This is a genomic window from Glaciimonas sp. GNP009 (assembly GCF_054343755.1).
This window is the reverse complement of the sequence record NZ_JBTGUV010000004.1, coordinates 4,789,579-4,808,630: the sequence shown is the minus strand read 5'-3', so window position 1 is coordinate 4,808,630 and position 19,052 is coordinate 4,789,579. Positions and strand designations below refer to the sequence as shown.

The following is a 19,052-nucleotide window of genomic DNA, read 5'->3' as shown; positions in this document are numbered from 1 at the left end:
ACCACGTCGTTCCCCATGGAAAACGCTACAATGCAGCACTTTATTTTCCTTTTTACGGGAATTGGCGGACTGTAGACGGTCTAATAGCAGTCAATCACGCGGAGAATCAGACTATGAAGCTTCATCACACTACTACACAACAATATCAAACCGTAACCGCTTACGATGACGACGGTGTCGACATCAACATGGTGCGTTTTAATTACAGCCTTCTCGTTTTGCCTGAATTACCGCCAGTCGCCTGGCCTGTTCGGAGCTTTGATCGACTAGACCCCGAACACTTCGCACATATCGGCAGTACCAATCCCGACGTGGTAATACTTGGTACAGGCAAACGGCAGCGCTTCATCCATCCCAAATTGACCACCGTACTGACTGCACGTCGTATCGGCGTGGAGTGTATGGATAATCAGGCGGCATGCCGAACATACAACATTTTGATGGCTGAGGGCCGCAAGGTCGCCTTAGCATTAATTTTCGAACTAGTCGTTCCGACACCACCAACCAAGGAACTCGCCAAAGATGCGTGAACTGCATAAATCCAAAACCTTCGTATGGGTGTTGTTTCTCCTGTTTTGCATCATTTGGTGCTACATGTTAGGTGCAAGGACGTTAGTCCCGAGCGATGAAGGTCGCTACGCTGAAATGGCGCGCGAGATGGTGGCCACGGGCGACTGGATCACATTGCGATTAAATGGTATCAAGTATTTTGAAAAGCCACCTCTACAAACCTGGATGAACGCATTGACCTTTCAAGTGTTTGGCCTGGGTGAATGGCAGGCACGTTTGTGGACTGGTTTATGTGGTTTGCTAGGAGTTGTGCTGGTGGCATACACCGGCCGTAAAGTATTTTCGGAACGGATTGGATTTTTTGCCGCCTTGGTGCTTGGCTCCAGCTTTCTGTGGGCTGGGTTGGGTCATATCAATACGCTTGATATGGGCCTCGCTGCGATGATGACACTTTCGCTGTCTGGCTTACTGTTGGCACAGCGTACTGACGCCACTGCTGCACAACAACGCAACTGGATGCTGGTGTGTTGGGCGGGCATGGCCTTGTCTGTGCTGTCGAAGGGACTTATTGGCATACTTATACCTGGTGCTGTTCTTGTGCTCTACACCGTGTTTTCACGCGATTGGGCGATCTGGAAACGCTTGCATCTGTTAAAAGGACTGATCCTGTTTTTTGTGATCGCCACCCCTTGGTTTGTTCTAATTACGCTCAAAAATCCCGAGTTTCCGCAATTTTTCTTCATCCATGAGCAGTTCCAGCGGTTCACCAGCAAGATTCATCATCGTTATGGACCACCCTATTACTTTGTGCCAATTTTGCTGTTGGGCATTATTCCATGGTTAGGCGTCCTTTTCCAGAGTTTATGGAACGGTGCACACGAACGCAACGCAGCATCCGGCTTCCAGCCAAAAAAGATGTTATTAATTTGGACACTGTTCATTTTCGTCTTTTTCAGTATTTCTGACTCGAAGCTGCCGTCTTACATCTTGCCGATTTTTCCGTCGTTAGCTTTACTCATTGCTTGCCATCTGGATAGAGCCTCAAACAAGGCAATCAATGCCTCGGCATTAGTCTTACTTATTCCTGGCTTGGTCGGTGTAGCGCTCGCCTGGAAAATACCTTCTCTGGCAAAAGATGCATTCTCCGCACCACTCATGGCGGCTCATGTTCCATGGGTATTTGCGGCATCGGTCATTGCTTGCATTGGCGCTGTCGCCGCCTTGCTCCTTTCACGTCGTCAAAAAGAATGGGCAATTGTGGCTTTGGCTGCCAGCGGTTTTGTGGGTGGACAGCTCCTAATGTACGGACATGATCCGCAAGGTCGTTACTCAGCTGGTATCGACATGGTTCCTGCGATTGAGGCCGAGTTGACGCCAGAAACCCCCATTTATGTTGTAGGGAAATATGAGCAGTCATTGCCATTTTATCTACGTCGCACCATGATTATGGTGCAGCATATGGATGAACTCGAGTTCGGTCTCACGCAAGAGCCGCAATTATGGATTCCGACAGTCGATGCGTTTGCGGTGAAGTGGACTGCAGACCACGCGGCTGGCAAGAAAGATGTTGCGATCATGCGCCCCGAAAATTATGTCGAGTTGCAAAAAAGTGGCATCCCAATGCGTGTCATTGCGCAAGATCCAAGGCGTGTAGTAGTAACTAATGCAATGCTTAAACCTGGTGAAAAATCGAATCCAGCTAATGTTCCTAAAATGGGAGGAAATCCGGCTTCGCCTGAACCATCGTCGTCCATGTCAGATGCCGATGCCACATCACCCACATCAATTTCGTCCCAAAAGGAATAGGGCCCATGAATATTACGACCTTCGGCTTTATTTTGACTGGTGTATTGCTCAATGCATTGGCACAATTACTCCTTAAAGCAGGAACCAATGCAGTCGGCGCCATTCACTTGACGAGCGAAAACTGGTTTCCAACCGGCATTAAACTGATCACGCAATTGCCGATCCTCGGTGGTTTGACCTGCTATGTTATTTCAGTTGGTGTCTGGATCATCGGACTTTCCCGCGTCGACGTAACCATCGCTTACCCAATGCTTTCGTTGGGTTACATCGTCAGCGCGATTGGCGCGTGGTACTTTTTGGGTGAAGTCATTTCGGCGCAACGAATAATGGGGATTGGCGTCATTATTGTCGGTGTTGTGTTACTCACGCGCAGTTAAATATAGGCGGTAGCAGGCTTTGGAGTGCAGAACTCGCCGAAGCTTTCTACAGCCAAGTCCGAGCTATAGTCGCGTTATACTTAACCCGCTATTTTTAACATTTGAATTTATTTCCATCAATTGGAATTTATTTACTTAAAATATTGTGATCCACATCGCTATGAGCCAACAACCATTTCTCCCATTCTCCAAGCCAACCATCGACGAAGACACCATCGCCGCAGTGAGCGATGTGTTGCGTTCTGGCTGGATCACAAGCGGGCCTAAAGTACAGGCTTTTGAAAGTCAGTTATCTACCTATTTTGGTGGTCGTCCGGTGCGGACCTTCAACTCCGGTACCTGCACGATGGAAATTGCATTACGGATCGCTGGCATTGGCCCCGGAGACGAGGTCATTACAACACCGATTTCTTGGGTTGCCACCGCCAATGTCATTATTGAAACTGGTGCAACACCGGTATTTGCTGATATCGATCCACTTACCCATAATATCGATCTGGACAAGCTGGAAGCCGTCATTACACCTCGCACCAAGGCAATTATTCCTGTTTATTTGGCTGGCTTGCCAATCGACATGGATCGCCTGTATGCGATTGCTAAAAAATATAATCTGCGCGTAGTAGAAGATGCCGCGCAAGCACTCGGCTCATCCTGGAAGGGGCAGCGCATAGGCTCATTTGGCGATTTTGTTTCTTTTAGCTTCCAAGCCAATAAAAATATCACGTCTTCCGAAGGCGGTTGTTTAGTATTAAATAACGCCGAAGAAGCCTCGCTAGCCGAAAAATATCGATTGCAAGGTGTAACCCGCCAGGGTTTTGATGGCATTGATGTTGACGTCTTGGGCGGGAAATTTAACATGACTGATATCGCCGCCGCGATCGGCCTTGGACAGTTTGCGCATATTGACGCCATTACAGCGCATCGGTGCCAGTTAGCAAAACACTATTTTGATTGTTTCGGAAACGACTTTACCGAAAAATACGGCGCTGAGTTGCCGATTGCCGATTTCGAAAACAGTAACTGGCATCTGTTCCAGCTGATATTGCCAGAACGGTCAGACGGTAAGCCAGCGCGCGCGACTTTCATGGAGCAAATGCAAGCACTTGGTGTGGGCGTTGGCTATCACTACGCCCCGATACATTTGTTTACCATGTACCGTGAGCGTGGCTTCAAAGAAGGCATGTTTCCAGTCTCAGAACGGGTCGGTCGGCTCATCGTGACGCTGCCAATGTTCAATGCGATGAAAAGCAGTGATGTCGAACGCGCTGTGGACGCGGTAAAATCTGTGCTTAAATAAATTTGCAAAAGATTCATGAAACCAGAAATCAGCGTTGTCATCCCGGTTTATAACGAGGAATCCGGCCTCGCCCAGTTATTCGCGCGCCTTTATCCGGCGCTCGACGCACTCGGCACATCTTATGAAATTGTTTTCGTCAATGACGGCAGCCGCGATACGTCAGCCGCGGTTTTGGCCGAGCAGTTCCGGTTACGTCCGGATGTTACTCGGGTGGTGTTGTTTAATGGCAATTTTGGCCAACATATGGCGATTCTCGCGGGCTTTGAAAGTAGTCGGGGTGAGATTATCATCACATTGGATGCTGATCTTCAAAATCCACCAGAAGAGATTCGCCATCTGGTTGCCAAGATGCGTGAAGGATATGATTATGTCGGATCGATACGCCGACAGCGCCAGGACTCGATATGGCGCACCATTGCCTCCAAGGTAATGAACCGAATACGCGAAAAAATCACACATATCAAAATGACAGATCAGGGCAACATGCTGCGCGCATACGGACGCAACGTTGTTGATTTGATAAATCAATGCAAAGAAGTCAATACTTTCGTCCCTGCACTGGCATACACATTTGCCCGCAAACAGACCGAAATCACTGTTGAACATGAAGAGCGCTCGGCTGGTGAATCTAAGTATTCACTGTATAGTCTCATTCGGTTGAATTTCGATTTGATAACGGGCTTCTCCCTGATTCCGTTACAGTTATTTTCACTCGTTGGTATAGTGCTGGCTTTTGGATCTGCCGCGTTGTTCATTTTGTTGCTAATACGGCGCTTCGTGTTGGGCGCAGAGGTTCAGGGACTTTTCACGTTGTTCGCAATCAACTTTTTCCTGATGGGGATGATTTTGTTTGGCATCGGTTTAGTAGGTGAATACGTCGGTAGGATTTATCAGCAAGTGCGTGCACGTCCGCGATATGTCATTCAAGCGGTGCTGGAGCGAACCAGTCCTGAGGATATGGGCGCATCATGAAAGCGGTTGTCTTTGCTTACCATAACGTCGGCGTACGTTGTCTGAAGGTGCTTTTGGCGCGTGGCGTTGATGTAGCGTTAGTCGTCAGCCACGAGGACAATCCGCAAGAAACTATCTGGTTCGACTCGGTTTCAGCCTTATGTCAAGAACAGGGTATTCCGGTCGTTACACCCGCAGATCCGAGCGACCCAGAGCTATTTGCACAAATTTCCGTTTTAAAACCTGATTTTATTTTCAGTTTTTATTACCGTCACATGTTGTCCGTTAAATTGTTAGCGCTCGCCACACATGGCGCTTTCAACATGCACGGTTCATTGTTGCCAAAATATCGGGGACGCGTACCGATCAATTGGGCAGTGTTACACGGTGAAACCGAAACCGGCGCGACGTTGCATAAAATGGCGCTCAAACCTGATGCCGGTGTTATCGTTGCACAAACATCAGTCCCTATTTTGCCTGACGATACCGCTCACGAGGTATTCGGCAAAGTAGTCGTAGCGGCTGAGCAGACGCTATGGAATGCCCTACCAGCGATGTTAGCGGGCGCAATACCGGCAATCCCGAACAATCTATCGCAGGGAAGCTATTTCGGCGGTAGAAAGCCAGCTGACGGCAAGATAGACTGGCAACAAACAGCACAATCAGTGTACAACCTGTATCGTGCAGTAGCGCCGCCCTATCCCGGCGCATGGACTGTCTTGGACGATGTTACTTTTGTGATAGAAAATGCCCGTCTTTCTAAAATCCCGATGACAAATTTGCCTATCGGCCTGGCGGTGGTGGATAATTGCATTTTTGGGGTGTGCGGCGATGGTCGCGCGCTGTTAATCAAAAGTTTGTCAGCGAATGGGAAGGCCGTGACAGCGCAAGCGCTACAAACGATGCTTTAGTAGATTTACAACAAAACAATCTGGCAATGTCGCCCGCCCTTCGACTATTTATCGAAGCGAAGTCTCAAACTATCGTGCTTATAAAAATAGCAGCGTTTAAGATTTTGGCGGTGACGCACTGTACCAATTAGAACAACAACCTATTAAACGATATCAATATGAAAAAAGTTCTTATTCTCGGCGTTAACGGCTTCATCGGCCACCATCTATCCAAGCGTATTTTGGACACCACCGACTGGCACGTATACGGTATGGACATGATGACCGACCGTATTACTGATCTGCTGGAAAACGAAGAATACAAATCGCGCATGCACTTCTTTGAAGGCGACATCACCATCAACAAGGAGTGGGTCGAATATCACGTCAAAAAATGTGACGTCATTCTACCTTTGGTCGCCATCGCGACACCGTCAACGTACGTCAAAAAACCATTGCGTGTCTTCGAACTAGATTTTGAAGCAAATCTACCGATCGTGCGATCAGCAGCAAAATACGGTAAACATTTGGTATTTCCTTCGACTTCTGAAGTTTATGGCATGTGCCATGACGAAGAATTCGATCCAGAAGCATCTGAATTAATTTGCGGCCCGATCAACAAACCACGGTGGATTTATTCTTGCGCCAAGCAATTAATGGATCGCGTGATCTGGGGTTATGGCATGGAAGATGGCCTGAACTTCACCTTGTTCCGTCCATTCAACTGGATTGGCGCTGGCCTGGATTCTATCCATACGCCAAAAGAAGGTAGCTCCCGTGTAGTAACGCAATTCTTTGGTCACATCGTTCGTGGCGAAAATATTTCTCTGGTCGACGGTGGCGAGCAAAAACGCGCGTTCACTTATATCGACGATGGTATCGATGCATTGATTAAAATCATCGCTAATAAAGATGGTATTGCTAGCGGCAAAATCTACAATATTGGCAACCCGATTAACAACTATTCCATCCGTGATCTTGCGGACATGATGTTGAAATTGGCTGCCGAGTACCCTGAATACGCAGACTCTGCCAAGGACGTTAAACTGATCGAAACGACTTCCGCTGAATACTACGGAAAAGGCTATCAGGACGTGCAAAACCGTGTGCCAAAAATCACAAACACTTGCGATGAGTTGAACTGGAAGCCGACGACCAATATGGCGGATACTTTGCGCAATATTTTTGATGCTTATCGCGGTCAGGTCGCAGAGGCGCGTGCCTTGATGGATTAAACTAACGTGTTAATAGGCGTAATCTGTTTCCTTGCGCCTATTAACAAGTCACCAAAGATTAAATTCGTTTCATTATTGCTGCTGCTGACTAACTCATAGTCACAAAAAAACAGCTCTCCTTCAACCGCGCTACGCGGGTCAACACCACCTTCAGGTATTACACCAACCTTGGCTCTCCTTACCCTAAAAATCGACGCTGACACCTATCGCGGCACGCGCGAGGGAATACCTAACCTGGTGCGTCTGCTCACCAAATATCAAGCCAATGCAACGTTCTTGTTTTCGCTTGGTCCAGACCATACCGGTTGGGCATTAAAACAGGTATTCAGACCGGGTTTTTTCAAAAAAGTGTCGCGTACCTCAGTGGTTGAGCATTACGGCCTCAAAACACTGATGTACGGCGTTTTATTGCCAGCACCAGATATCGGGAAAACCTGCGCCAGTTACATGCAGGCCGTACACGCGGCAGGTTTTGAGTGTGGCATCCATACCTGGGATCATCGTGTCTGGCAAGATCACGTGCGCCAAAGGGGCGCGGCATGGACTCAAAGTACGATGCAACGGTCATTTGATCGCTTCAAAAATATTTTTGGCTTTGCTCCCAAAACACATGGCGCTGCCGGTTGGCAAATGAATCCCTATGCTTTCGAACAGCTTGAAGTTTTTAACATAGCTTACTCATCCGATGGCCGGGCTATGCTAACCGAATCTGGCGCATTAACTGACCAATTGGCTGGGCCACATCGCTTAAGTGTAAGCGGCGTAACGTTACCTTGCGTGCAGCTTCCAACCACCCTGCCGACGTTAGACGAACTACTGGGACGCACGATCAATGGTGTTGAGTTGAATGTTGTAAATATTGCGGCACACTTGCTGAAATTAACGGCCGAGCCACGTGATCATGTATTTACATTGCACGCGGAACTTGAAGGACAAAAACTCGCCCCAATATTTGAACAGTTGCTGCAAGGATGGCGGGCGCAAGGTTACAAGTTGGTTTCCATGGAAGACTATTATCTGAAGATAAAAGATCAGTCCATGCCTACTTTGCCGATGCACTGGGCAGAATTGCCAGGCCGTTCTGGCGACATGATCATGCAAGCCAGCGTTTGATGCAATTAACTGCAATCTCTCTGAGCTGGTAATTATTTTATATATTTCATTCAGAGAAGAGGACAAAAAGTGACAGATCAAGCATCCATCATTAACATGACTGTTCCCGAATTTTCCGCGCCGATGACTGGCAACCAAACATTCATATTGTCCAATTTTCTTGGAAAAAACCTGGTTCTGTATTTTTATCCAAAAGATAATACCCCGGGCTGCACAACGGAAAGTATTCAGTTCCGTGATCTTTATTCTAAATTTCAAGAAAGCAACACATTTATATTTGGAATCAGCCGCGACAGTATCCGTTCGCATGAGGGTTTTAAAGCTAAACTAGACATGCCGTTCGACTTAATTTCAGATCCGGACGAGATTTTATGCACGATGTTTAATGTGATGAAAATCAAAAATATGTACGGCAAAAAAGTGCGCGGTATCGACAGAAGTACGTTTGTGATTGACGGCGCTGGCATATTGGTGAAAGAATGGCGAGGAGTGAAAGTGCCTGGGCACGTCACGGATATACTTGATTTTGTGAAAACTATAACTTGAGTTTCTAAATCATTGAATTCTAAAAAATTATTCCATGGAAAGCCGTTTGAGGAAAAGGTCTTAGGCCTTCTCAAACGGCTTTTTTACTTTGCGATTTAACGATTTTCTACAATCTAGACATAGCCGTTCCTCTTTTTACATGTATTTTGTTGTTTTTTAAGGTTGTTTCACTGGTTGGTCTGGTTCGTTTTTATCATAACGAACTATTTTTTCATCACTAAAGCGAGGTTTTTTATGCCCCTACCAAAACTACCGACCAAACCCGCTGCCCTACTCTCCGTTCAGGATTACCCCAAAGCGGAAGTTGGCAAAACCGTCAAGCCGCGCATTGCAATCGTGGAACCAGTTAACCGCCCGGTTCGTACTGCGCCAGTAGCAAAACTGATAACCGCTCCAGCACCACAAGCGCGTAATAAGCCAGTTCAGACTCGCCCCGTTGAGAGCCGTAAGACCGATAAAGCACCAAGCGATAACCCGCGCTCAGTAGTAGATAAAACCGTTAAATCGACAGAAGGTCGTCCCAAATCAAGTACCAGCCGTGCGGCTGATAAGTCAGGCGTAACAAAACTGTTTGTGCTCGATACCAACGTATTAATGCATGATCCGAGCTCATTATTCCGTTTCGAAGAGCACGATATTTACTTGCCGATGGTGACGTTGGAAGAACTCGACAACCATAAAAAAGGCATGTCGGAAGTTGCGCGCAATGCGCGTCAGGTATCCCGCTCGCTTGACGCACTCGTAGGTGACGTAGTCGATGACCAGATTGATCATGGAATTCCGTTATCAAAACTAGGTAATAAGGACGCGAAGGGTCGCCTGTTTTTCCAGACCAAACTTCAAAACGGAACACTCCCTGAAGGCTTGCCTGTCGGCAAAGCCGACAATCAGATCCTGGGCGTGGTGCGCGCACTTGAAGCCGAGACACCAAGTCGGCCGGTGGTGCTGGTGTCCAAAGACATCAACATGCGCATTAAGGCCCGCGCTATGGGTCTTCCAGCAGAAGATTATTTCAATGATCATGTATTGGAAGACACCGATCTGCTGTACTCCGGTATTCAGCAACTACCGGATGATTTCTGGATCAAGCACGGCAAAGGGATTGAGTCGTGGCAGGAAAACAAGCTCGGAACCGGCTATACCTTTTATCGTCTGACAGGTCCTTTGGTCCCCTCTCTACTGGTTAATCAGTTCGTATTTATCGAGCCGAAAAACGGTGAAGCTGCGTTCTACGGGCAAGTGACGCAGATCAATGGCAAAACCGCTGTGCTGCAATCGCTACGCGACTACGCGCATGCAAAAAATAGCGTGTGGGGCGTCACGGCACGTAACCGCGAACAGAATTTCGCCCTGAATTTGCTGATGAATCCGGAGTGTGATTTTGTCACATTGTTAGGACAAGCAGGTACTGGAAAAACGCTATTAGCATTAGCCGCAGGTCTGGCCCAGGTGCTGGAAACCAAAACCTATAACGAGATTATCGTTACGCGTGTCACGGTGCCGGTCGGTGAGGATATAGGTTTTCTGCCAGGTACAGAAGAAGAGAAAATGGGTCCGTGGATGGGTGCATTCGACGACAATCTCGAAGTGCTCAACAAATCGGACTCCGACGCGGGTGAATGGGGCCGTGCAGCAACGCAAGACCTGATTCGCTCAAAGATCAAAATCAAGTCGCTTAACTTTATGCGTGGTCGGACCTTTGTTAATAAGTTTTTGATCATCGACGAAGCACAAAACTTGACACCAAAACAAATCAAAACATTGGTAACTCGCGCAGGTCCGGGAACCAAAATTATTTGTTTGGGCAATATTGCGCAAATCGATACGCCTTATCTGACCGAAGGTTCCAGCGGCTTGACTTACGTCGTTGATCGTTTCAAAGGTTGGTCGCACAGTGGTCACGTTACATTGGCACGCGGTGAAAGGTCACGTTTGGCAGATCACGCGAGTGAAGTATTGTAATGCCTGTAAGTTAAGCTATCCGGGCCAAGAAGGTGGGTTCAGTAGTATATAAAAAGGGAGCAATTCAATTGAATTGCTCCCTTTTTTATTAACTAATTTTTTATTTATATCAGACAGCCATGGCAACAATGCAATCGCGCAATGTTTCACCGTTACAGATATTTGACCGAGTTCACTAGTACTTAACCGATTAAACCAAATCGTTTCAAATGGGTTCTAAGCATGTTGCGAGTAACACCTAAGACCTTTGCGGTTTGTACCTGATTTTGATTACAACCTGCAAAAGCGGTATGAACCACCGCTTTCTCGACGGTTTCGAAGAGATTAGGTTGCGCAAATTGGATGCACTCTGCAATTAAGGCTTCTAGTCGATGTTGCATCTGTGTCGCGGAGCCATTAATCGATTGATCTCTCTGTGGTGAGGAAGTAGGCGTAAATTCGGCCGTATCATGTGACTCGAAGTTGGGAGAGCGCTGCATGTTACCGGCAAGCTTTAAATCATCCTTGATGATCACATTTCCATCACAGACGATAAGTGCGTAATGGATTACGTTTTCTAACTCACGAATATTGCCCGGCCAGTCATAAGCTTCAAGCATCTTTTGTGCAACAACACTTAAGGTTACCCCCTCCAAGTGCAGTCTTGTACTGTAGGTCTCAATGAAGTGGCGTGCCAGCGGTAAGATGTCACCGGATCTGGCACGAAGCGACAACATATTTACCGTCGCGACGCTAAGACGATAATATAAGTCAGCACGAAATCTGTTGTGGAATATTGCCTGTTGCAAGTCGACGTTGGTGGCCGCAACCAATCGCACGTCTAGCGGAATCGGGCGTCGCGAACCTAGTCTGACGACCTGACGTTCCTGCAGCACGCGTAATAACTTCACCTGCAAAGAAGCCGGTAACTCTCCAATTTCATCAAGAAATAAAGTCCCTCCGTTGGCGGCTTCAAACCATCCTGAACGGGCATGAGTAGCGCCCGTAAATGCGCCAACTTCATGACCGAACAATTCCGCGTCCACCAACGTTTCACAGAACGCGCCGCAATTTACTGCAATAAAAGGGCCAGTACGGCCACTTTGGACATGGATGTGTCTGGCAATTAATTCTTTACCGGTGCCTGTGTCGCCGGTAACTAATACAGTCGCATCGCTTAACGCGATCCGCTCAACCTGTTTTAACAATGCCGTGGAGCGTGGATCGTGGAACAGCATGGCTTTAGCGCGTGCTGAAGGAGATGCAGCTAATTGCTCAGGAAAAGTCAGAAGTTTATTCAAAACATGTTCCACCGAACCGTCAATTTTTAAGATTAACAGTAATGTTACCTAGAAGGAACGTTTGATTTATAAATAATTTATATGATTTTTAGCTTGATCATTTCATCAACAACTATCGGTTTTTTGTTCTGATAGTTTTCTATTTGAAACTCTTTTGTTGATGTATCGAGATGGACCACATTTGCCCAAGATGGTGCGTACTCATGCCCTGGATTTGTTGGGCTTATTTGTATCACATGCATCCTATGCATACGTGAGCCCCCTATTTTGGTGCGCGTGGAGATGGCATTTGGAATAAAAACCCAAGCTTCTCCGCCCCAAAAAAATTTATGAAAAACAACACTTCGTTGTTATCTACCGTCGATTTATATGGAGGATGCCCTCTATTTTGTGAGGATAAAAAACAACGTTTAAGACCTAGGCTATCTTAATATGCCATCTTAATCAGGACTATTAACACCAAACACACTTATACAACTGGTTTTTGACGATAGCAACTGGCTGCGTGTTTCCTTAAACTCCTGTATATTCTTGCCTAGGCAATGATTATTAAAGAAACTAAGTGACCAATCCGGCTGAAATTTCACCCCTTTTCGCAATCGATACGTATCAAATCGAAGATAGCATCGGCTACTTATTAGCGCGCTCGCGCACTATGCTGATGAAAAGCTCAGACGATTTATTAAGCAAATTTGGCATAACACACGCGCAGGGAGCCATTTTATTAATGCTTTCCACCGGGAAGTATTTAACAGCCGCAGACTTAACCAGAGAAACGTACACCGATGCGGCTTCGATGAAGCGGATGATTGATAGGTTGGCGTCGCGTGGGCTGATCCTGCGTGAGCCATGCCCGCAAGATCGGCGTTTAGTAAAGTTGGGGCTTACCGATGACGGTGCAGAACTGGCAAAAAAGATACCGTCGGTTTTTTGTGATGTACTAAATCAACATTTTGTTGGATTTACCCCAGAAGAGATCGGTTTTTTAAAGTCCCTATTGCGACGTGTGCTGGCAAATAACCCACAAAATCCAGCCGTGAAAATTCATTGACCAGACAACAAAAAATTAATCCGGCAATTATTGCCTACGTGACATCTTCTCTAAAAATGCCATCATCAACGAATGCAGCTAAACAAATCATTCCAATGAACACTCTTCCTAATTCTTTTCGACTCGCATTATCCTCCATGCGCCTGCAGCGCCTCGCTATCTCTGTGACCGCTATCCTTTTGTCGGCTTGTGCCAATATGAGCGGTATTCAAACAAGTGCTCACTCCAATACCGCGGCCGACTATGCCACTGCGACATCGCTTCCAGACCAAGGTGGCCAATGGCCTGACGCTTCGTGGGTAACGAGTATTGGCGGCGCTCCGCTACAACAACTCACTGATGAAGCTTTGGCCGGTAACCCAGATCTGCAAGTCGCAGCAGCCCGTGTCGCAGCGGCACACGCAATGGTTGAAGCAGCGGGTGCAAGTTCCAAGCCACAGGTTGGAGCCAGCTTTTCATCCACGCGCCAACGATTCACTGAAAACAGCATCTATCCACCACCATTTGGTGGCGCGTACGTAACGGATAATGAATTGGCGCTGAACTTTTCGTATGATCTTGACTTTTGGGATAAACATGGCGCGGAATTGCGGTCTGCGCTGTCTCAAAGTAAAGCAGCAGAGGCTGAACATTATGCTTCGCGTCTCATGCTGACCACCGCAGTCGCCAAGGCATGGATTCAATTGGCAAGACAATATGCGCAGCTGGATTTAACCAATCAACAATTAGCTTTACGCGCTCAGTTAGACCGTTTGACGCAACAACGTTTTGCTGCCGGCCTTGATACGCAAAGCGACAATCAACAAAGTCGCTTACAAGTAGCCAATTTACTCTCCGAACACGCTCAATGGAATGAAGCCATTGCCTTGACCCGCAACCAATTGGCGGCGCTGCTCGGGCAAGGACCAGACCGTGGTTTGCTGATTCCCCAACCATCACTGCCAGCAGAAACAGCTATCACTCTGCCCGACCAGTTGCCAATGGGATTACTCGGGCGACGCGCTGATATTGTGGCTGCACGCTGGCAAGTCGAAGCCGCTCAAAGCGATATTAAAGTGGCAAAAACTGAGTTCTATCCAAACGTCAATTTATCGGCGATGATCGGACTTTCAAGTTTGGGCTGGACCAACTTTTTAAGCAAAAGTAGTATGGTCAATGGAATCGGTCCCGCTATTCACTTGCCAATATTTGAAGGCGGCGCGTTGCGTGCTCAGTTGAAAGGCCGTGTTGCCGCTTACGACGGTGCCGTTGCAACCTATAACAAAGCCCTCACCGATGCACTGCACGAAGTCTCGGATCAGGTACAGTCGTTGCGGGCAGCTGAGATTGAAAAAAATAATCAGGCCGCAGCAACTCAGGCTGCTGAGCGTGGCATGAAGCTCGCGCAGCAACGCCAGCAAGTTGGTACTGCCAACATGCTCCAAGTTGTAGCCACGCAAATCACCTATCTCTCACAGCGCAAATTCGAGCTCGATACGCTTGCCCGTCGCGCTGATTTGAGGATAGGTCTGATCAAGTCATTAGGTGGTGGTTTTGATGCCAACACTGAAGGGCTGTCCCCAGCGGCGATCAGCACTACCGATGCAAAAAAAACCAGCAGCAATAATCCATTGTCAAACCGTCCACCTCTTGTGAATGCAGCGTCATGAATACACCTAATCAAACTCCGCAAGACTCTAACAATGCTGCACCTCCCGCCAGTGCTGGCGTGCCTGACGTCGAACAGCCAATTGAGACCAAAGGCAAGCGCCGTGGACTTCTCATCGCTTTTACCGTCCTTCTTTTGATTTTATTGATTGCGTATGGCATTTGGTGGGTGATCTTTGCTCGTCACTTCGAAAGTACCGACGACGCGTATGTCTCAGGAAACGTAGTGCAGGTCACGCCTCAGGTTAGCGGTACTGTCATTGCGATCAATGCCGACGACACCGAATTGGTCACTGCGGGCGTACCTCTCATCAAATTGGATCAAGCGGATGCCAAAGTTGCACTCGACCAATCGGAAGCCCAACTGGCACAAACTGTGCGCGAAGTACGTACATTGTTTGTCAATAACAGCGCCTTGAACGCAAACGTCACAGCACGTCGTGCGGACGTTGAAAAAGCACGCGCTGATTTGGCCCGCCGTCAGCAATTAATCGCTACAGGTGCTGTATCCAAGGAAGAGTTGGAGCATGCAAAAGTTGCCGTTCAAACTGCCGATGCGGCACTATTAGCGACCAGCGAACAGCTCGCATCCAATCGCGTACTGACTGACAAGACAACAGTGGCGCAACATCCAAATGTGCTGCACGCTGCAGCTCAGGTGCGCACCATGTACCTGAACTTCGCACGGACAACATTGCCGGCGCCAATCACCGGCTACATTGCGAAACGTTCAGTACAAGTCGGCCAGCGTGTAGCCGCCGGAACGACGTTGTTATCAATTGTGCCGCTGAATGCATTATGGGTAGATGCCAATTTTAAGGAAGTGCAAATCGCGAATATGCGCATCGGTCAACCGGTGACATTAGTGTCCGATTTGTACGGCTCGAAGATCGAATATCACGGAACAGTTTTAGGCCTTGCAGCCGGAACAGGTTCTGCCTTCGCACTGTTACCAGCACAAAATGCCAGTGGCAACTGGATCAAAATCGTACAGCGTATTCCGGTGCGCATCACCCTCGATCCAAAAGATCTGGAATCCCATCCACTACGGATCGGCGTCTCAATGGATGTGAAGGTCGATATCGCTAAAACCGAAGGAACTTCATTGACTGCAGGCTCCGCAGCCAGGACTGTGCCTGCTTACAAAACCGAAGTATTCGACAAATCTGGCCAGGAAGCCGATGCGATTATTAGCGATATTATCGCCGCCAATAACGCACCGAATCCTGCCGTTGCTGCACATTGAAACCTGTGACATCTGGCGCCATGCATATTTCTGACATCTTGAAGCACATCACTTTTCAGAAGATTCATGGCGTATTTTGTACAATAACCGAACCGGAATGCATGCATGAGTTCCCCTAACCGACCACATCAGCCGTTGCAACCCTTGCAACCGTTAACGGGTGGAAAACTGGTTCTTGGCACGGTAGCCTTGTCGTTAGCCGTGTTCATGAACGTACTCGACTCGTCGATTGCAAACGTCTCTATCCCTGCTATCTCGGGAGATTTGGGCGTCTCCCCGCAACAAGGGACATGGGTTATCACTTCGTTCGCGGTTGCGAATGCAATTTCGGTTCCGCTGACCGGCTGGTTGACCCAGCGCTTTGGTCAGGTCCGATTATTTATCACCTCAATTATCCTGTTTATCCTGTCATCAACGCTGTGCGGGCTCGCGCCAAGCATGGAAGTGTTGATTGCAGCACGGGTTTTGCAGGGCGCTGTTGCTGGACCAATGATTCCGTTATCCCAATCGCTATTACTAGGGAGTTATAAGCCCTCAAAAAGCGGAATGGCCCTGGCGTTCTGGGGGATGACGACGCTTGTAGCGCCCATCATGGGGCCGCTGTTAGGCGGCTGGATTTCCGACAATTACACTTGGCCATGGATTTTTTATATCAACATTCCAATCGGTGTATTTGCCGCTTGGGCAACATGGTCTATCTATAAAACACGTGAATCTGCGACCCGCAAGCTACCTATTGATGCGGTCGGTCTAGGGCTTCTTGTAGTCTGGGTGGGATCGCTACAAATCATGCTGGATAAAGGCAAGGAGCTGGATTGGTTCAACTCCGGACAAATTGTGATTCTAACTGCGGTAGCGGTAGTCTCCTTCATCTATTTTGTGATTTGGGAACTAGGCAGTAAGCATCCAGTCGTTGACTTATCGCTATTCAAAAGTCGCAACTTCAGCGGCGGCGTGATCGCAATCTCAGTCGGTTATGGCCTGTTCTTTGGTAGCTTGGTGATTCTGCCGCTATGGTTGCAAACGCAGCTTGGATATACCGCCACACTGGCGGGTGAAGTCATGGCACCCGTAGGTATTTTTGCGATCATATTGTCCCCGTTGATTGGTAAATTATTACCTAAAATTGATGCACGTTGGGTGGCGTCTGCAGCGTTCCTGATCTTCGCGTTAGTGTTCTTTATGCGCGCAGGATTTACACAGAATGTTGATACCATGCGGCTAATGATTCCCACGGTGATTCAGGGTGCTGCGATGGCAATGTTCTTTATCCCTTTGACGTCGATTATCTTGTCAGGTCAACCGCCTGACAAAATTCCAGCGGCTGCGGGTCTGTCAAACTTTGTTCGAATCATGTTTGGTGGGATTGGAACGTCGGTCACTAGTACTTTTTGGGATCGCCGTACAGCGCTGCACTATTCACAATTATCGGAACATAGTGGACCAACAAATGCGGCCTTTGTAGATGCTGTCCACGGCCTGACCGCGCAAGGAATGTCTCCGCAAGGTGCATATGCTGTTATCGACAGATTGATGACAGTTGAAGCCAGCACAAAAGGTGCTACAGACATTTTTTGGATATCAGCGATCTTGTTTTTATTTTTAGTAGCGCTAGTGTGGTTAACCAAGCCTATACGGTCAACTGGACCTATTGATGCAGGCGGCGCTCATTAGACCTCGATAGAAGAGCTGCGTTTCTGAGTAGTGAAATCTTTACTACGACAAATATAAAAAATGGATGAAGCGTATAAAAATACACATCATCCATTTTTTTATAATGACGTTACCTCAAGTGTATCTAGCAAATTGCATCAGAAATAGTTTCGAACTAAAACCCCAGGACATCACGCTACTTCAATAACGTTTTGCATGAGTAAATCCTGATCGCCCAACACGACGATCAAATAAGATTTTTGCTCAAGCGTTCGTTCAGCATAGGGAACTCACGTTGGTGCCATACTGGATATACTGGTGCCACATCACTGGCAAGATCCAGCAAGGCGACTTGTTCGACACTTAACTGCCAGCCAGTAGCGCCGATATTCTCAATCAGCTGTTTCTCGTCACGCGCGCCGATGATGACACTGGACACGGTCTCTCTTTGTAGTAGCCAGTTCAGCGCTATCTGTGGAATTGTCTTGCCGGACTCTTCGGCAATGGTATCGAGCGCATCAACGATACGAAAAAGCCGCTCCTCTTCGAAATGTGGCCCCGTCCCGGCAATGTCGTGCGCACGAGTGCCAGGCTTGGCAGGTTGATTGCGGCGTATCTTGCCGGTCAGCTTCCCCCAACCCAATGGGCTCCAAATCAGCGCACCGACCCCTTGATCCACGCCCAGCGGCATTAGCTCCCACTCATAGTCACGATTGAGCAGTGAGTAATAAACCTGATGCGCAACGTGCCGCGGATAGCCATAGCGCTCAGACACGGCGAGAGATTTCATCAGGTGCCAGCCAGAAAAATTCGATCCACCGATATAGCGTACCTTGCCCGATCGGACTAGCTGATCCAAGGTTGCCATGGTCTCTTCTACTGGCGTATTGTTATCTTGACCGTGTAACTGAAGAAGATCGATGTGATCCGTACCGAGGCGTTTCAATGAATTCTCGACCGCTTCGACCAGATGCTGACGCGACGAACCGAAATCGTTTGCTCCATCACCCACCGGAAAGGTGGCCTTGGTTGAAATGAGCAAACGACTACGCTTACCCTTAATCGCTTCGCCCAATATCTGTTCGGACATACCATCTGAATATACGTCGGCGGTATCAAACATCGATACCCCGTGCTCCAGGCAAACGTCGATCAGGCGCGCCGCGCCGCTCGTATCCGTACTTCCCCATGCTTTAAAAAAATCATTGCTGCCACCAAAGGTTGCGGTGCCAAAGCTAAGTGCAGGCACACGCAGGCCTGATTTACCGAGTCGTCGATGTTCCATGTTGTTTTCCAATGTTCAAAATATACGGATTTATTTTATGATCAAAACAGACCATTTACCGCTAAGATTGCGGGTATGCGGCGATGTATTCGCCTTAGGAAAATATATCTTGTGTAACATCTTTGAATTGTAGCATCCTAGGAAAAATGATGAATTCGACGGCAACTGAATCGTTCTGCCACGGGGCAATCAGCACAGGCGGC

General features: G+C 47.9%; 16 protein-coding genes. 14 read left to right on the top strand and 2 right to left on the bottom strand.

Annotation, left to right across the window (positions count from 1 at the left end; genetic code table 11):
* Nucleotides 1-113 precede the first annotated feature (113 nt).
* From ACXX82_RS22135 to ACXX82_RS22090, 10 genes are all read left to right on the top strand, one after another.
* Entirely contained in the window at nt 114-530 is a 417-nt protein-coding gene (locus ACXX82_RS22135) for an Mth938-like domain-containing protein (RefSeq protein WP_322238436.1), read from the top strand.
* Nucleotides 523-2,316: a glycosyltransferase family 39 protein gene (locus ACXX82_RS22130; protein ID WP_458563713.1), complete on the top strand. Its 1,794-nt coding sequence runs from the start codon at nt 523-525 to the stop codon at nt 2,314-2,316. Before ACXX82_RS22135 ends, ACXX82_RS22130 begins: the two co-directional genes overlap by 8 nt.
* Nucleotides 2,317-2,321: 5 nt before the next feature.
* A complete protein-coding gene (locus tag ACXX82_RS22125) occupies nt 2,322-2,693 on the top strand; it encodes an EamA family transporter (protein ID WP_322238431.1) in 372 nt (123 codons plus the stop codon).
* 160 nt (nt 2,694-2,853) lie between these two features.
* Nucleotides 2,854-3,990 (top strand): DegT/DnrJ/EryC1/StrS family aminotransferase, encoded by a 1,137-nt coding sequence (locus tag ACXX82_RS22120; protein ID WP_322238429.1) that lies wholly within the window; start codon nt 2,854-2,856, stop codon nt 3,988-3,990.
* A 15-nt stretch (nt 3,991-4,005) separates the two neighbouring features.
* A complete protein-coding gene (locus ACXX82_RS22115) occupies nt 4,006-4,962 on the top strand; it encodes a glycosyltransferase (protein ID WP_322238427.1) in 957 nt (318 codons plus the stop codon).
* Complete coding sequence (locus ACXX82_RS22110) at nt 4,959-5,852, top strand: formyltransferase (RefSeq protein ID WP_322238425.1); 894 nt, start codon at nt 4,959-4,961, stop codon at nt 5,850-5,852. Before ACXX82_RS22115 ends, ACXX82_RS22110 begins: the two co-directional genes overlap by 4 nt.
* A gap of 158 nt (nt 5,853-6,010) precedes the next feature.
* On the top strand, nt 6,011-7,066 hold the full coding sequence (locus ACXX82_RS22105; RefSeq protein WP_322238423.1) for a bifunctional UDP-4-keto-pentose/UDP-xylose synthase: 1,056 nt from the start codon (nt 6,011-6,013) through the stop codon (nt 7,064-7,066).
* 168 nt (nt 7,067-7,234) lie between these two features.
* The gene (locus ACXX82_RS22100; RefSeq protein WP_458563712.1) at nt 7,235-8,179 is read left to right on the top strand and encodes a polysaccharide deacetylase family protein; all 945 of its coding nucleotides are present in this window, start codon (nt 7,235-7,237) and stop codon (nt 8,177-8,179) included.
* A 69-nt stretch (nt 8,180-8,248) separates the two neighbouring features.
* On the top strand, nt 8,249-8,725 hold the full coding sequence (locus ACXX82_RS22095) for a peroxiredoxin (protein WP_322238419.1): 477 nt from the start codon (nt 8,249-8,251) through the stop codon (nt 8,723-8,725).
* Between the two features lie 234 nt (nt 8,726-8,959).
* Complete coding sequence (locus tag ACXX82_RS22090) at nt 8,960-10,687, top strand: PhoH family protein (protein ID WP_322238417.1); 1,728 nt, start codon at nt 8,960-8,962, stop codon at nt 10,685-10,687.
* A 182-nt stretch (nt 10,688-10,869) separates the two neighbouring features.
* Here the strand turns inward: ACXX82_RS22090 and ACXX82_RS22085 are convergent, their stop codons facing one another.
* On the bottom strand, nt 10,870-11,967 hold the full coding sequence (locus ACXX82_RS22085; RefSeq protein ID WP_458563711.1) for a sigma-54 interaction domain-containing protein: 1,098 nt from the start codon (nt 11,965-11,967) through the stop codon (nt 10,870-10,872).
* Nucleotides 11,968-12,529: 562 nt separating this feature from the next.
* Here ACXX82_RS22085 and ACXX82_RS22080 point away from each other — a divergent pair.
* The 4 genes from ACXX82_RS22080 to ACXX82_RS22065 all read left to right on the top strand — a co-directional run bounded on the left by ACXX82_RS22080 (nt 12,530) and on the right by ACXX82_RS22065 (nt 17,585).
* Nucleotides 12,530-13,018, top strand: coding sequence for a MarR family winged helix-turn-helix transcriptional regulator (locus tag ACXX82_RS22080; RefSeq protein ID WP_322238413.1), 489 nt, complete (start codon nt 12,530-12,532; stop codon nt 13,016-13,018).
* A 95-nt stretch (nt 13,019-13,113) separates the two neighbouring features.
* On the top strand, nt 13,114-14,667 hold the full coding sequence (locus tag ACXX82_RS22075; protein WP_458563710.1) for an efflux transporter outer membrane subunit: 1,554 nt from the start codon (nt 13,114-13,116) through the stop codon (nt 14,665-14,667).
* Nucleotides 14,664-15,911 (top strand): HlyD family secretion protein, encoded by a 1,248-nt coding sequence (locus tag ACXX82_RS22070; protein ID WP_458563709.1) that lies wholly within the window; start codon nt 14,664-14,666, stop codon nt 15,909-15,911. The genes ACXX82_RS22075 and ACXX82_RS22070 overlap by 4 nt, the downstream gene beginning before the upstream one ends.
* A 105-nt stretch (nt 15,912-16,016) precedes the next feature.
* Nucleotides 16,017-17,585, top strand: coding sequence for a DHA2 family efflux MFS transporter permease subunit (locus ACXX82_RS22065; protein WP_322238407.1), 1,569 nt, complete (start codon nt 16,017-16,019; stop codon nt 17,583-17,585).
* 226 nt (nt 17,586-17,811) lie between these two features.
* Here ACXX82_RS22065 and ACXX82_RS22060 read toward each other — a convergent pair whose 3' ends face one another.
* Nucleotides 17,812-18,849, bottom strand: a complete 1,038-nt coding sequence (locus ACXX82_RS22060) for an aldo/keto reductase (RefSeq protein ID WP_323507675.1) — start codon at nt 18,847-18,849, stop codon at nt 17,812-17,814.
* Nucleotides 18,850-19,052: the final 203 nt, after the last annotated feature.